At 73.2% G+C, this 15206-nt stretch carries 12 protein-coding genes; 4 read left to right on the top strand and 8 right to left on the bottom strand.

Annotated features, from left to right (window positions below; translation table 11 throughout):
- Positions 1 to 277: 277 nt before the first annotated feature.
- Together QQS41_RS10635 and QQS41_RS10630 are read left to right on the top strand one after the other, a co-directional pair.
- Positions 278 to 2806 (top strand): tetratricopeptide repeat protein, encoded by a 2529-nt coding sequence (locus QQS41_RS10635; protein ID WP_448852894.1) that lies wholly within the window; start codon positions 278 to 280, stop codon positions 2804 to 2806.
- A 197-nt stretch (positions 2807 to 3003) separates the two neighbouring features.
- On the top strand, positions 3004 to 3714 hold the full coding sequence (locus tag QQS41_RS10630; RefSeq protein WP_448852698.1) for a L,D-transpeptidase: 711 nt from the start codon (positions 3004 to 3006) through the stop codon (positions 3712 to 3714).
- A gap of 588 nt (positions 3715 to 4302) precedes the next feature.
- Here QQS41_RS10630 and QQS41_RS10625 read toward each other — a convergent pair.
- Together QQS41_RS10625 and pta are read right to left on the bottom strand one after the other, a co-directional pair.
- A complete protein-coding gene (locus QQS41_RS10625; protein WP_448852697.1) occupies positions 4303 to 5499 on the bottom strand; it encodes an acetate kinase in 1197 nt (398 codons plus the stop codon).
- A 3-nt stretch (positions 5500 to 5502) separates the two neighbouring features.
- Positions 5503 to 7014: a phosphate acetyltransferase gene (pta, locus tag QQS41_RS10620; protein ID WP_448852696.1), complete on the bottom strand. Its 1512-nt coding sequence runs from the start codon at positions 7012 to 7014 to the stop codon at positions 5503 to 5505.
- A 467-nt stretch (positions 7015 to 7481) separates the two neighbouring features.
- On the opposite strand from pta, the gene QQS41_RS10615 reads away from it, so the two are divergent.
- Together QQS41_RS10615 and QQS41_RS10610 are read left to right on the top strand one after the other, a co-directional pair.
- Positions 7482 to 8837, top strand: coding sequence for an FAD-dependent oxidoreductase (locus QQS41_RS10615; protein ID WP_448852695.1), 1356 nt, complete (start codon positions 7482 to 7484; stop codon positions 8835 to 8837).
- A gap of 158 nt (positions 8838 to 8995) precedes the next feature.
- Positions 8996 to 9232, top strand: coding sequence for a hypothetical protein (locus QQS41_RS10610; protein ID WP_448852694.1), 237 nt, complete (start codon positions 8996 to 8998; stop codon positions 9230 to 9232).
- A gap of 179 nt (positions 9233 to 9411) precedes the next feature.
- On the opposite strand, the gene QQS41_RS10605 is transcribed toward QQS41_RS10610, so the two are convergent.
- Genes QQS41_RS10605 through QQS41_RS10580 form a run of 6 tightly spaced genes read right to left on the bottom strand, consistent with a single transcriptional unit; the run spans position 9412 to position 15190 of the window.
- The gene (locus tag QQS41_RS10605) at positions 9412 to 10173 is read right to left on the bottom strand and encodes a sirohydrochlorin chelatase (protein WP_448852693.1); all 762 of its coding nucleotides are present in this window, start codon (positions 10171 to 10173) and stop codon (positions 9412 to 9414) included.
- The gene (locus tag QQS41_RS10600; RefSeq protein ID WP_448852692.1) at positions 10170 to 11486 is read right to left on the bottom strand and encodes a sulfate adenylyltransferase subunit 1; all 1317 of its coding nucleotides are present in this window, start codon (positions 11484 to 11486) and stop codon (positions 10170 to 10172) included. The genes QQS41_RS10605 and QQS41_RS10600 overlap by 4 nt, the downstream gene beginning before the upstream one ends.
- Positions 11486 to 12499, bottom strand: a complete 1014-nt coding sequence (cysD, locus tag QQS41_RS10595; RefSeq protein ID WP_448852691.1) for a sulfate adenylyltransferase subunit CysD — start codon at positions 12497 to 12499, stop codon at positions 11486 to 11488. Before cysD ends, QQS41_RS10600 begins: the two co-directional genes overlap by 1 nt.
- Positions 12496 to 13245 (bottom strand): phosphoadenylyl-sulfate reductase, encoded by a 750-nt coding sequence (locus QQS41_RS10590; protein WP_448852690.1) that lies wholly within the window; start codon positions 13243 to 13245, stop codon positions 12496 to 12498. The genes cysD and QQS41_RS10590 overlap by 4 nt, the downstream gene beginning before the upstream one ends.
- The gene (locus QQS41_RS10585) at positions 13242 to 13511 is read right to left on the bottom strand and encodes a hypothetical protein (RefSeq protein ID WP_448852689.1); all 270 of its coding nucleotides are present in this window, start codon (positions 13509 to 13511) and stop codon (positions 13242 to 13244) included. Before QQS41_RS10585 ends, QQS41_RS10590 begins: the two co-directional genes overlap by 4 nt.
- Positions 13508 to 15190 carry a nitrite/sulfite reductase gene (locus QQS41_RS10580; RefSeq protein ID WP_448852688.1) on the bottom strand — a complete coding sequence of 561 codons (1683 nt, stop codon included), beginning with the start codon at positions 15188 to 15190 and terminating at the stop codon, positions 13508 to 13510. Before QQS41_RS10580 ends, QQS41_RS10585 begins: the two co-directional genes overlap by 4 nt.
- Between the last annotated feature and the right edge of the window lie 16 nt (positions 15191 to 15206).

Raw genomic sequence — 15206 nt, 5'->3', positions numbered from 1 at the left:
CCGCGACGGCGCGGGCGCCGGCCCGGACGCCGGCGCCTCCGTCGACGCCGCGGGCTCCGACCCCGCCGTGGACGCCGGCCCGCCCACCGAGGCCGTCGCCTTCGACCCGTTCGCCGACGACGAGGACGATGACGGCGGGGACTCCGCCGACGCCGCAGGCTCCGCCTCCGCCATGGACGCGGGCCCCCCGACCGAGGCCGTCGCCTTCGACCCGTTCGCCGACGACGAGGACGATGACGGCGGGGACTCCGCCGACGCCGCAGGCTCCGCCTCCGCCATGGACGCGGGCCCCCCGACCGAGGCCGTCGCCTTCGATCCCTTCGCGGACGACGACGAGTACGAGGGCTCCGTCGACGTCGACGTCTCCGTCGACCACCGCCACCCCGGCGCCGACGGCGCCCCCACCGCGGCGACGGAGCGCTCCGGCGCCTCGGCCGCGGCGGGCTCCCCCGACCCCGACGGCGCCCCGACGACGGCGGCGCCCGGCACCTCCGCCGTGGCGTTCGACCCCTTCGCCGACGATGACGACGACGAGGACGAGATCGACGTCGCTGCCCTCCTCGCCGGGTCCGGCTCAGCCCCGGGATCCGGGCGCGGGGCCGCGGCGGGCGCGGGGTCGCCGTCGCAACGCGTCACGGACCCGTCGGCCGAATCGCACCGCCGGGCCCTCACCACCTTCCGCGAGCGCCGCACCGCCTCCCGCCCCGGCCGATCCGTCGCCGACGGCATGGTCACCCTGCCGTTCATCGCGCCGACCAACCCGCGCGACGCGCTGCGCTCCGAGGAGGACATCGCGCGCAGCGGCAAGCCCGCGCCCGACCTCCACGCCGGCGACATCGTCGCCGGCCAGTACGAGATCGCCGGGCCCATCGCCCACGGCGGCCTCGGCTGGGTGTACCTCGCCGTCGACCACAACGTCTCCGACCGCTGGGTCGTGCTCAAGGGGATGATGGGCAGCGGCGACGACCGCGACCGCACCGTCGTCCAGGCCGAACGCGAGTTCCTCGCCGAGATCACGCACCCCGGCATCGTGAAGATCATCAACTTCATCGACCGGCCCGGCGACCAGTCCGGGTTCATCGTCATGGAGTACGTCGGCGGCCCGTCGCTGCGGCAGCGCAAGCGCTCCGCCCACGGCGGCCGCATGCCCGTCGACCTCGCCATCGGCTACGTCCTCGAGGTGCTGCCGGCGCTGGACTACCTGCACTCCCGCGGCGTCGTCTACAACGACCTCAAGCCCGACAACATCCTGCTCACCGAGGACCAGGTGAAGCTCATCGACGTCGGCGCCGTCACCGGCATCGGCGCCTACGGCCACATCTACGGCACCCGCGGCTTCCAGGCCCCCGAGATCGCCCGCACCGGCCCCACCGTCGCCAGCGACATCTACACCGTCGGCCGCACCCTCGCGTCCCTCATCGTCGACCTGCCGTCCACCGACGGCATCTACGACCCCGGCATCCCCGGCCCCACCGAGGAGCCCCTGTTCCGCCGCTACCTGTCGCTCTACCGGCTGCTGGTCCGCGCGACGGCGGAGGACCCGGAGGAGCGGTTCAGCTCCGCGGAGGAGATGGCCGGCCAGCTCACCGGCGTGCTGCGCGAGATCCTGGCCATCCGCGACGGCGCGCAGCACCCGCACACCCGGTCGCTGTTCTCCCCGCAGCGCTCCACCTACGGCACGAAGCACCTGGTGTTCCGCACCGACCAGCTGGTCGACGGCATCACCCGCGACGTCACCATGACCCCGTCGGAGCTCACCGCCGCCCTGCCCGTGCCGCTGGTGAACCCCGCCGACCCCGGCGCCCAGCTCCTCGCCGCGGCGTCGTACTCGGAGCCCGGCGAGCTCATCGACACCCTCGCCTCCGCACTGGAGTCCCCGGAGTACGCGGCGTCGGTGGAGATCCCGCTGGCCGTCGTCCGCGCCATGCTGGACCTCGGCGACACGGAGGGCGCCCGCGACCAGCTGCTCTCCGGCAGCGACCGCCTGAAGCGCGACTGGCGCCACCGCTGGTTCGCCGGCGTGACGTACCTGCTGCTCGACGACTACGCCTCCGCCCTCGACCGCTTCACCGACGTGCTGGCGATGCTGCCCGGCGAGCCCGCCCCCAAGCTGGCGCTCGCCGGGACGCTGGAGCTGATGATGCAGCAGTCCGGCATCTCCCGGCAGCGGCTGCTCGACCCGTCGACCGTCCGCGCGTGCGCGAACTTCGACCACAACCTGGAGAAGCTGCCCGACGAGATCCTCGACAACATGACGGAGAACTGGACCAGCCGGAACTCCGGGCCCGGCATGATGCGCTTCCACTGCACCCGCCTCTACGCCATGGTGTGGTCCACCAACCGCACGACGGTGTCGTCGGCGTTCGGCCTGGCGCGGCAGCTCATCGCGGAGCGGCAGCACGAGATGGCGATCGGCATGCTCGACCGGGTGCCCGCCGCGTCCCGGCACCACCGCCTCGCGCGCCTGACGACGGTGCTGCTGCTCATCTCCGGCGACGTCTCCGACCTGTCGGAGTCCCGCATCCGCCGCGCCGCCCGACGGCTGGCGGAGCTGCCGACCAACGAGCCGCGCATGGAGCAGCTGCGGCTGGCGGTGCTCACCGCGGCGCTCAACTGGCTGCGCGCCAACGACCTGGAGGCCGCCGCCAGCGCCAACGAGCTCCTCGACGTGCCGTTCACCGCCACCGGCCTCCGCGAGGGCCTGGAGGACGGGCTGCGGATGCTCGCCCGCTCCGCGCCGTTCCCCCGGCACCGCTACCGGCTCGTCGATCTGGCGAACAAGATCCGGCCGCGGACGCTGCGGTAGCGGGGGCCGCGGCGTCACCGGGGGGGGCGGTGCCGGACGGCGGCCCGGCGTCGCCGGGCGGCGGGCGTCGCGGCGCTGCCCCGGGTGCGGCGGAGAGGCTCCGGAGCGCCGGATCCGGGCCGAATCCGGCCGTGCCCAGGGGAGACCCGCGAGTGCATGACTTTCACCGTCTGCGAAAACGACGTAAAGTGCGCGGCATGACCGGAAAGCACCGCAAGCCCTCGAGCGTCGGCCGCATCGCCGCCGGCGCCGTTCCCCTCGCCACCGCCGCCACCCTGGGCGGGTTCGGCGTCGCCGGCGCGGCCCCGCTGCTGCCGAACGTCATCGACACCGGCTCCCAGCAGATCCCCGTCCCGAACGCCGACCAGGTGAACCAGCGCCTCGACGACGTCGCAGGCCAGGCGGGCATCCCGGTGCCGCGCGAGGCCCGCGACGTGATCGGCCAGGTCTTCCCGGGCGCCCCGGCCCCCGCTCCGGCCCCGGCCCCGGCGCCCGCCCCCGAGCCGGCCCCGGCCCCCGAGCCCGCCCCGGCGCCGGTGGAGATGCCGGACCCGGCGAAGTGCGCCACCGCGAAGTCCTGCGTCGACCTCGCCGCGAACAAGGCGTGGCTGCTCGACGGCAACGGCAACGTCGTCTACGGCCCGGTGCCGATCACCGCGGGCGCCCCGGATCCCTCCACCGCCACCCCGACGGGCACGCACTACGTGACCCGCAAGGTGAAGGACGAGGTGTCCTACGAGCACAACATGGCCCCGATGCCGTACTCCGTGTACTTCACCAACCAGGGCCACGCCTTCCACGAGGGCTCCCTGCAGCACATGTCCCACGGCTGCATCCACCTCTCCCACGAGGCGGCCGTGAAGTTCTTCGAGCACCTGCAGGTCGGCGACTCGGTCGTCATCTACTAGGTCTCCCGGCCGTCCGCGGCGCCCCGGCGGCGCCCGCGACGGTGCCCGACCCCGGTCCTTTCCGGACCACGGTGGCGGGGACGCGCGTCCGGCGCGTCCCCGCCGCTTCGCCGTGTCCGGGGCAGGGGCAGCCGTCGGCCGCCCTTTCCCGCTCCCGGTCCCGCCGTCCGCCGTCGACCGTCCCCACCCTCCGCCGCCGACGGCCCCACCATCCGGCAGACCGTCGACAAGCGGGTCGTTTCGACCCCGTCCGACGCGCCCCGCCCGCCCATCACGCGCGGTCAGACCCAGTTACGGCCGTTCCGACCCAGTTAGAACAGGGTCGGAACGGCCGTAAGTGGGTCTGACCGGAAAGGCGGCCCTCGTAACCGGGTCCAAACGACCCGGTTGGCGGCGGAAAGTGGCGGGCGTCGCCGCCGGGAGGGCGGGCCCGGCGGCGGGAAACGGCGGGCCCGGCGGCGGGAAACGGCCGGCGTAGGAGGAACGACCCCGGACACGCCGGCGGCCGCCGCCGGAACGAGGTCCGGACGGCGGCCGCGGCGGGGAGTCGGGCGGAAACCCGGGCGGGAACCCGGGTGGAGAACCCGCCTAGTCCACGAACGACATCGCGTAGCGCGCGATGGCGAGCTCCTCGTTCGTCGGGACGACGAGGACCGTCACCTTGGAGTCGTCGGTCGAGATGACGCGGGCCCCGTCGGCACGCGTCTCGTTGCGCTCCGGGTCGACCTTGATGCCGAACTCCTCCAGCTCCGCGAGGGAGTCGCGGCGGATGCCGACGTGGTTCTCGCCGACGCCGGCGGTGAACGTGATGGCGTCCAGGCGGCCCAGGATGAGCATGTAGGCGCCGATGTAGCGGCGCAGCTGGTGGACGTACATCTGGTACGCCGCCCACGCGTCCGGGTCGTTGTCGTCCATCCGCTCCTGCAGGACGCGGAAGTCGTTGACGCCGGAGACGCCCTTCAGGCCGGACTCGCGGTTGCACAGGTTGTCGATCTCGTCGATGGACATGCCCGAGCGGTACAGGTGGAAGATGATGCCCGGGTCGAGGTCGCCGGTGCGGGTGCCCATCATGAGGCCGGCCAGCGGCGTCATGCCCATCGTCGTGTCGACGGCGCGGCCGCCGCGCACCGCCGCCGCCGAAGCGCCGTTGCCGAGGTGCAGCGTGATCTGGTTGACCTCGTGCGGCTCCTTGCCCAGCAGCGCCGGCACCTGGCCCGACACGTACTCGTGGGAGGTGCCGTGGAAGCCGTAGCGGCGGACGCCGTGCTCCGCGGCGACGGCGGCGTTGATCGGGTACAGCGCCGCGGCCGGGGGCATGGTGTGGAAGAAGCCGGTGTCGAACACGGCGACGTGCGGGACGTCGGGCAGCAGGTCGCGGGCGACCTCGATGCCGACGATGTTCGCCGGGTTGTGCAGCGGCGCCAGCGGGATGAGGTCCCGGATCATGCCGACGATCTCGTCGGTGATGAGCTCCGGGCGGGAGAACAGCTTGCCGCCGTGGACGACGCGGTGGCCGACGGCGGAGATCTCCACCGAGTGGGGGCCGCAGTCGTGGTCGTCCATGAGCTTGAAGGCCTTGGCGAGGCCGACGGCGTGATCCGGGATCGGCTCGGTGATCTCGTGCTTCTCGCCGCGGACCTTGAGGGTGATGTGGCCGTCCTCCTCGCCGATGCGCTCGACGAGGCCGGAGACGTAGGGCGGCTCGGTCGCGTCGTTCGACGGGTCGACCAGCTGGAACTTGACCGACGAGGAGCCGGAGTTCAGGACCAGTGCGTGGCGGGCCATGTGCTAGTTACCTCCGGCCTGGATCGCCGTGATGGCGACGGTGTTGATGATGTCGGCGACCGAGGCGCCGCGGGACAGGTCGTTCACCGGCTTGTTCAGGCCCTGCAGGATCGGGCCGATGGCCAGCGCGCCGCCGCAGCGCTGCGCGATCTTGTAGCCGATGTTGCCGGCGTCGAGGTCCGGGAAAACGAAGACGGTGGCCTTGCCGGCGACGGCGGAGCCCGGCATCTTCTTCTTCGCGGTGGCGGCGGAGATGGCGGCGTCGAACTGCAGCGGGCCGTCGACGGCGAGGTCGGGGGCCAGCTCGCGGGCCTTCGCCAGGCCGGCGACGACGCGGTCGACGTCCTCGCCGGAGCCGGACTCGCCGGTGGAGTAGGACAGCATGGCGACGCGCGGCTCGATGCCGAACGCGGCGGCGGTCTCCGCGGACACGGCGGCGATCTCGCCGAGCTGGTCCGGGGTGGGGTTCGGCATGACGGCGCAGTCGGCGAAGCCCCACAGGCGGCCGTCCATGACCATGAGGAACAGGGACGAGACGGTGGAGGCGCCCGGGCGGGTCTTGATGATCTGGAAGGACGGCTTGATGGTGTGGGCCGTCGTGTGGGCGGCGCCGGAGACCATGCCGTCGGCGAGGCCCTTGTGGATCATCATGGTCGCGAAGTAGGAGATGTCCTCCATCGTCTCGCGGGCCTGCTCCAGGGTGACGCCCTTGGCCTTGCGCAGCTCCGCGAAGTCCTCCGCGAACTCCTCGCGCAGCGGGGAGGTCGACGGGTCGAGGAGACGGGCGCGGGAGACGTCGACGCCGAGGGTCTTGGCCTGCGTGGTGATGTAGTCGACGTCGCCGAGGATGGTGAGCTCGCAGATGTCCTGCGCCAGCAGGTGGCCGGCGGCGATGAGGATGCGGTCGTCGTCGCCCTCCGGCAGGACGATGTGGCGGCGGTCGCCCTTCGCCTTGTTCAGCAGCCACCACTGGAAGCGCTGCGGGTTCATGACGGGCTCGACGGCGCCGCGCACGGCGGCGGCGAGCTCCTCCTCCTGGCCTGCGGTGACGACGGGGACGCCGGCGTCGATCTTCGCGGCGGCCTCCGCCGGCGCATCGCCGGACAGGGCGACGGCGAGCGGGGTTGCCAGGCGGGCGCGGACGCCGGCGGAGGCCATGCGGATGCGGGTGACGGCGGCGGCGCCGGTGCACCCCTCGCCCTCGGCGACGAGGACGACGCCGGCGCCGACGGCGGAGGCGACGCGGGCGTCGAAGTCGAGGTTGCCGGTGGCGAGGAGGACGGCGGGGCCGGATCCGGCGGCGGCCCGGTCCTCGACGAGGGCGACGATGGACGCCAGGGCGGCGTCGGGGTCGGCGACGACCTCGTCGGCGGAGGCGGCGCCGGGCACGCCGACGAGGTGGACGATCTCCGCCCCGCCGAGCGCCTTCGCGACCGCGTCGATGACGTCGCGGTGCTCGCCGGCGTTGTCGACCCCGGCGATGAGGACCGAGGACTGGTTGTCGTTTCCGCTCACGGACCCGTCCTTTCCGCGGCGTGCGGCCCGCGGCCCCGCGGGGCCGGCGCACGCGCGCTGGGTGAGTTGTGGTTCAGGCTCTTCATCGAATTGTGATGCAACCGACACGGTGTTCGCAATGTGACCGGAGCCCCGGGTACACCCTTGTTTCCTCCGGGAAACACGCGACCCCCGCCGAACGGCCGGGCGACCGGCGAACACCGGTCCCCCGTCGCAGGCTAACGCCGTGCGTTGCGACGGCGCCCGCCGCCGCGCGGGAGGCGTCGTCACGCGGCGCGCGCATCGCGCGCACCCCCGCTCCCCCGCGCGCCGTGGCGACCCCCTGCCGCGGCGGGCGCCCCGCGCGCGCCCGCACGCGCGCGCATACCCCGAGCCCGGCGACTTGACTGCGTTTTGCTTTAGGTTACCCTTACCCATTGGAAGTGATTTAAAAGGTCAACCCCATACGAAAGCAGGTGCCGCACGGCATGTCCCGCCCCCTCCGAGTCGCAGTCATCGGTTCCGGCCCGGCGGGCGTCTACGCCTCCGACGCCCTGATGAAGTCCGGCCGCGACGTCAGCATCGACCTGCTGGAGAAGATGCCCGCCCCGTTCGGGCTCATCCGCTACGGCGTCGCCCCCGACCACCCGCGCATCAAGGGCATCATCCGCAGCCTGCACCGCGTCATGGACCACCCGCAGCTGCGGCTGCTGTCCAACGTCGACGTCGGCGGCGCGGTGCCCGTGGAGGACCTGACCCGGTACTACGACGCGATCATCGTCGCCACCGGCGCCGTCGGCGACCGCGAGCTCGACATCCCCGGCAAGGACCTCGAGGGCCACCACGGCGCCGGCGAGTTCGTCGGCTTCTACGACTCCAACCCGCTGTTCCCCCGCGAGTGGGACCTGTCGGCGGAGTCCGTCGCCGTCGTCGGCGTCGGCAACGTCGCCCTCGACGTCGCCCGCATCCTGGCGAAGACCGGCGACGAGCTGCACGTCACCGAGATCGCCGACAACGTCCACGAGTCGCTGAAGAAGAATCAGGCGAAGGAGGTCCACGTCTTCGGCCGCCGCGGCCCCGCCCAGGCGAAGTTCACGCCGCTGGAGCTGAAGGAGCTCGACCACTCCGACACCATCGAGGTCGTCGTCGACGGCGAGGACATCGACTACGACGAGGCCTCCGCCGTCCGCCGCCGCGAGTCGAAGATCGTCGACCAGGTGTGCTCCATCCTCGAGAACTACGCCATACGCGAGCCCAAGGGCGCCCCGCACAAGCTCCACATCCACTTCTTCGAGTCCCCGGTGGAGATCCTCGGCGAGGACGGCACGGTCGTCGGCTTCCGCACCGAGCGCACCGAGCTCGACGGCGAGGGCGGCGTCCGCGGCACCGGGAGGTACACGGACTGGCCGGTCGGCGCGGTGTACTCCGCCGTCGGCTACCGCTCCGACGCCCTCGACGGCGTGCCGTTCGACGACGAGCGCCACGTCATCCCCAACGAGGCCGGCCGCGTCCTCGACGAGTCGGGCGAGCACATCGACGGCCTGTACTGCACCGGCTGGATCAAGCGCGGCCCCGTCGGCCTCATCGGCAACACGAAGGGCGACGCCAACGAGACCGTCGCCTGCCTGCTGGAGGACCACGACGCCGGCCGCGGGTACGGCCCCGCCGAGCCGGGCGAGGACCAGGTCCTCGCCTACCTGGAGTCGAAGGGCGTCGACTACCTGACCTGGGACGGCTGGCACGCCCTCGACGCCGCCGAGCGCGCCGCCGGCGAGGCCGAAGGCCGCGAGCGCAAGAAGATCGTCGAGTGGGAGGACATGGTCGCCGCCTCCAAGCCGGAGTAGCGGACGGCGCCGGGGACGCGGGCGACGACGCCGGAGGCGATCGTCGTCACGCGGACCCCGCACACCCCCGCAGGGCCCCGCCCCCGCGCACCACGCGCGGCGGCGGGGCCCCGTCCGTTTCCGCGGCGTGCGCCCGGAACCCGCATATCCCGCGGCGCATGGACCTTCACACGGACAAGACATCCGCGGAAATCCGCAACTCCGTCGGCCTGGGCGGCGCGTTGACCGGCGCATTCGTGATCGCCGACTCGTTCCTGCGGATCACCGACTACACGGAGGTCGGGGCCTTCGGCACGTGCGTATTCGCGGCGTTCTACATCCTCATCGCCGCGCGCACGGGGAAGCAGGCCGCCACCGGCTTCGGGGTGCTGCTCCTCATCGCCGGCGTGTGGTAGCTGCGGAATCCGTTCTACGCGACGGACTTCGACGGGCCCCGCTCGGCATCTGGAACCTCCCCGGGCGGGTGACGATGGTCGTCGCCGTCGTCCTCGTCGGGGCCAGCGCGCTGGACAAGACCCCGGGGAAGCCCTGGGGCGGCGGGAAGACCGCGCAGTAGCGGGCCGCCGACCGCCCCCTACGCCACCGCCGCGGCGTGCACCCGCGCCGGGGCGGAGTCCCAGCGGGCGACGACGACGTCCGTCAGCCTCTCCCCCAGCGGCTCCGCGAAGGCGACGTCGCACGCGTAGCCGCGGCCGTCGCCGGTGACCAGGTCCCACAGCAGGCCCGGGGCGGTGAACAGCGGCACGACCACCAGGCCGCGGCCGCGGGCCGCCGCCTCCCGCGCCGCCAGGTCGACGGCGTCGGCGCCGCGCGGGCCGTCGACCGCCACGGTGAACGCGGCGGTGACGCGGCCGGGCAGGGCGCCGTCGAGACGCGCGGCGAAGCCGCGGACCGCGTCGTTGGCGGCGGAGTCGGAGGACCCGACCGCCATGACGACGATGTCGGAGGCGCCGAGCCGCGGGCCCGCCGCGTCGAGCAGCGAACGCAGCATCGCCCGCCGCACCCCCTCGCCCAGGCCGAGGCCGTGGGCGACGTGGACGTCCACGCCGTGGCGCAGGCCGTCGCGGATCTGCTCCGGCACGTCGACGCGGGCGTGGAACGCGTCGGTGAACAGCATGGGCACGACGGTGGCGCGGCGCTCGCCGGCGGCGGCGAGGTCGTCCAGCACGTCGTCCAGCGACGGCTCCGCGAGATCCAGCCAGGCCGTGCGGACCTGCGACGGGCCGCCGCACTCCGCGCTGGGCAGCGCCGCGCGTACGGCGGCCGCGAGGCTCCCGAAGGCGTCCACCGCGCCCGGGTGGCGCGACCCGTGGGCCAGGAGGATCAGGGCGGTCATCGGCCGCGCACCAGGCCAGCGGTCAGGGTGTCGCCGGTGCCCGGCTCCACCAGCAGGAAGGCGCCGACGCGGCCGCCGGTACGGTACTCCTCCACCGGCAGGGGCCTCGCCAGCTCGACGACGACCTCGGCGACGTCGTTGACCTCCAGGCGCTCGGCGCCGGCGAGCGGCTCGCCGGTGTCGACGTCGACGGTGGCCTCGATGGACTTCACGCGGCCGCGGACCAGGGCGGCGCCGTAGCGGACCTCCACCATGCGGCCGGGGGCCAGCGGGGCGTCGGCCAGGTGGACGACGGTGGCGGCGAAGGAGCGGGCGTCCTCCGGCCGGCCGGCGTCGGCGATGAGGTCGCCGCGGACGATGTCGATCTCCCGGTCGAGGGTGACGGCGACGGACTGGCCCGCCACGGCGCGGTCGACGGGCTCGCCGGCGACGGTGACGCCGGTGACGGCGGCGGTGCGGTGGCCGGGCAGGGTGACCTCGTCGCCGACGGCGATGGTGCCGGTGGCGATGCGCCCGGCGTAGCCGCGGTATTCGGTGGCGTGGTCGCGGATGACGTAGTCGACGGGCAGGCGGAGGTCCTTGGCGGCGTCGCGGGCCTCGTCGGCGGCGACGTCGAGGCCCTCCAGCAGCTCGAGGACGGCGGGGCCGTCGTACCAGGGGGTGTTGGAGGAGCGGTCGACGACGTTGTCGCCGGCCAGGGCGGACACCGGCACGACGTGGGTCTCCTTCAGCCCCAGCCGGTCGGCGAGGGCGAGGGCGTCGGCCTCGATGGCGCGGAAGGCGGCCTCGTCGTAGTCCAGCAGGTCGATCTTGTTGACCGCGAAGATGACGTGGCGGACGCCCAGCAGCCCGGCGACGGTGGCGTGGCGGCTGGTCTGGCGGACGACGCCGTTGCGGGCGTCGATGAGCAGGACGACGGCCTCCGCCGTCGACATGCCGGTCACGGTGTTGCGGGTGTACTGCTCGTGGCCCGGGCAGTCCGCGAGGATGAAGCTGCGGGCGTCCGTGGCGAAGTAGCGGTAGGCGACGTCGATGGTGATGCCCTGCTCGCGCTCGGCGCGCAGGCCGTCGACCAGCAGCGACAGGTCGGGGGCGTCGAGTCCGCGGGCGGCGGAGGTGCGCTCCACCGCCTCGTACTGGTCGGCGAGGATGTTCTTCGTGTCGTGCAGGAGGCGGCCGACGAAGGTGGACTTGCCGTCGTCGACGGAGCCGGCGGTGCACAGGCGCAGGGTGCGGCGCGTGGCGGCGTCGCGCTTGTCGACGGTGCCCGCCGCGGCGGCGGGGGCGGGTGCGGTGGCGGTCGGGGCGGACATCAGAAGTAGCCCTCCTTCTTGCGGTCCTCCATCGAGGATTCGGACAGCTTGTCGTCGGCGCGGGTGGCGCCGCGTTCGGTCAGGGTCGAGGTGCGGATCTCCTCCATCACCTCCGCGACGGTGGACGCCTCCGACAGGACGGCGCCGGTGCAGGACATGTCGCCGACGGTGCGGTAGCGGACGGTGCGGACCTCCAGCTCCTCACCGTCGCGGGGGCCGCCCCAGTCGCCGGGGGCGAGCCACATGCCGTTGCGGTTGAACACCTCGCGCTCGTGGGCGAAGTAGATGGGCGGCAGCTCGATGCCGCGGGCGTCGATGTAGGCCCAGATGTCCGCCTCGGTCCAGTTGGAGATGGGGAAGACGCGGACGTTCTCGCCGGGGGCGTGGCGGCCGTTGTAGAGGCCCCACAGCTCGGGGCGCTGGCGGCGGGGGTCCCAGCCGCCGAAGGAGTCGCGGACGGAGAAGACGCGCTCCTTGGCGCGGGCCTTTTCCTCGTCGCGGCGGGCGCCGCCGAGGACGGCGTCGTAGCCGCGCTCGGCGATCGTCTCGACCAGCGGGATGGTCTGCAGCGGGTTGCGGGTGCCGTCGGGGCGCTCCTGCAGGACGCCGCGGTCGATCCAGTCCTGGACCTCCGCGACGTGGAGGGTGACGCCGGGGCGGGCGGCGACGCGGTCGCGGAACTCGAGGACCTCCGGGAAGTTGTGGCCGGTGTCGACGTGGAGCAGCTCCAGCGGCGCCGGGGCCGGGGCGAAGGCGCGCAGGGCGAGCTCGAGGACGACGACGGAGTCCTTGCCGCCGGAGAACAGCAGGGCGGCGCGGTCGAACTGGCCGGCGGTCTGCCGGATGATGTCGATGGCCTCGGCCTCGAGCTCCGCGAGGCGGGGGTCGAGGACGGCGTCGCCCGGGGCGGCCCCGGCGGCGTGGGCGGCGGCGCCGGTGTTCGCGCCCTCGGCCGCGTCGGCCGCGGCCCGGTCGGTTCGGTCGGTCTGGTTCGTGGTCAGGGTGGTGGTCACAGGTGAAGTCCGCATTCCGTCTTCTCGGTCCCGGACCATCGTCCGGAACGGGGGTCGTCGCCCGCTTCGACGCGGGCCGTGCAGGTGGCGCAGCCGATGCTGGGGTAGCCGGCGCGGGTGAGGGGGTGGACGATGAGTCCGTTGTCGTCGATGAAGCGCTCGACGTCCTCGTCGGTCCAGGCCGCCAGGGGGTTGAGCTTGATGCGGCCGGTGCGGTCGAGCTCCAGGACCGGGGTGTTCCGGCGGGTGGGGGCGTCGACGCGCTTGAGGCCGGTGACCCAGCCCTCGTACGGCAGCTTCATGGCGGCCAGGGGCCGGACCTTGCGCAGGTCGCAGCAGCGGCCGGGGTCGGTCCGGTAGAGGTCGCGGCCCTCCTCGGCGTCCTGCTGGGCGCGGGTGCGCTCCGGCACGACGGACAGGAGGCGGTTGGGGTAGCGCTCGGCGACCTCGCCGGCGACGTCGAGGGTCTCGTCGAAGTGGTAGCCGGTGTCCAGGAACACCAGGTCCGCGTCGGGGGCGTGCCGGGCGGCGAGCTCCGCGAGGACGGTGTCCTGCATGGACAGGGTCACCGCGAGCGGCGTCTGCAGGTGCTCGGCGCCCCATTCGAGGATCTCGCCGGCGTCGTACGACTCGAGCTTGCGCGCGTGGTCGAGGGCGAGCATCGCGAGGCGCTTGGCGACGGCCGGGTCGGCCAGCCGGTCCTCCCCCGCGACGAGCTCGGCGGTGTTGACGGTGACGATGCTCATGCGCCCACCTCCACGGTCATCCGGTCGGCCGGGGTGACGTCGCGCGGGACGTGTCCGTGGAGCTTGACGGTGAAGACGCGGCAGCATTCGGTGCAGCGCCACGCGTAGTCGGTCTCGTAGTCGGGCCAGAGGTCGTCGCCGCCGCAGTAGGGGCAGTGCATGACGGCCCCGCGGTTGGGGTTGCCGTGGGCGGAGCGGCCGCCGATGCCGAGCCGGCCGTCGCCGGCCGCGGCGCCGCGGCCCTTGCCGGTGGTTCCGTGGCTCACTGCAGATCCTCCTCCGCGGCGCGGGCGACCCAGCTGCGGAAGGTCTCGCCGTCCTCGCGCTGCTCCTCGTACTTGACGACGAGCCGCTCCACGTAGTCGCCGAGCTCCGCGCTGGTGACCTTGTGGCCGCGCAGCTTGCGGCCGAAGTTGGCGTGGACGCCGAGGGCGCCGCCGAGGTGGACCTGGAAGCCCTCGACGCGGTTGCCGTCCTCGTCGGTGACGATCTGCCCCTTGAGGCCGATGTCCGCGATCTGGGTGCGGGCGCAGGCGTTGGGGCAGCCGTTGAGGGCGATGGAGATGGGCGAGTCGAGGTCGCCGATGCGCTCCTCCAGCTCCTTGACCAGGTCGATGCCGCGCTGGCGGGTGGTGACCAGGGCGAGCTTGCAGAACTCGATGCCGGTGCAGGCGATGACGCCGCGGCGGAACGCCGAGGGCGTCGCCGACAGGCCGATGGCGTCGAGGTCGGCGAGCAGCGGCTCGACGTCGCCGTCCTCCACGTCGAGGAGGATGATCTCCTTCATGACGGTGGTGCGGATACGGTCGATGCCGTACTTCTCGGCGACGTCGGCGAGCTTGATGAGCTCGTCACCGGGGATGCGGCCGACGGCGGGCTTGACGCCGACGTAGTTGCGGCCGTCGGCCTGGCGGTGCACGCCGATGTGGTCGCGGTCGCCCTCCCACGGCTCGGGGGCGGGGCCGTCGATGAGCGGGCGGCCCAGGTAGTCCTCCTCCAGCACCCGGCGGAACTTCTCGGCGCCCCATTCGGCGACGAGGAACTTCAGGCGGGCGCGGTTGCGCAGGCGGCGGTAGCCGTAGTCGCGGAAGATGCGGCAGACGCCGGCCCACACCTCGGGGACCTCGTCGAGCGGCACCCACGCGCCGATGCGCTGGGCGAGCATCGGGTTGGTGGACAGGCCGCCGCCGACGTGGACGTCGAAGCCGGGACCGTGCTCCGGGTGGTTCACCCCGACGAAGGCGACGTCCTGCACCTCGTGGGTGACGTCCAGGCGCGGGCTGCCGGAGACGGCGGACTTGAACTTGCGGGGGAGGTTGGAGAACTCGTCGGTGGCGAGGTACTCCTCCTTGATCCGGCGGATGGCCGGGGTGCCGTCGATGACCTCGTCGGCGGCGACGCCGGCGACCGGGGAACCGAGGATGACGCGGGGGACGTCGCCGCAGCCGAAGTGGGTGTCGAGGCCGACGGCCTCGAGGCGGTCCCAGATCTCCGGCATGTCCTCGATGCGGATCCAGTGCAGCTGGACGTTCTGGCGGTCGGTGAAGTCGGCGGTGCCGCGGGCGAAGTCGCGGGAGATTTCGCCGATGGCGCGGATGCCGGCCGCACTGGTCTGCCCGCCGTCGAGGCGGATGCGCAGCATGAAGTACTTGTCCTGCAGCTCGGCGTTGGTCTTCACGCCGGTGTGCTCGCCGTCCAGGTCCTGGCGGCGCTGGGTGTACAGGCCGATCCACTTGAAGCGCGGGGCCAGCTCCTCCGCGGGGATGGAGTCGAAGCCCTGCTTGGAGTACAGGTCGATGACCCGCTGCTTCACGCCGAGGCCGGCGTCTTCCTGCTTGATGCGCTCGTCGTCGTTGAGCGGCTCGCGGCCGTCGACGAGCCACTGGCCCTGGGGCTTGGGCTTGCGGGTGCGGGGCTTGCGCGCCGTCTTCGTCGCCGTCGTCATGGGTGATGTCCTTCGC

This window comes from Corynebacterium sp. 335C (assembly GCF_053525695.1).
The sequence above is the reverse complement of the archived record's forward strand: the minus strand, read 5'-3'. Positions and strand labels throughout refer to the sequence as shown.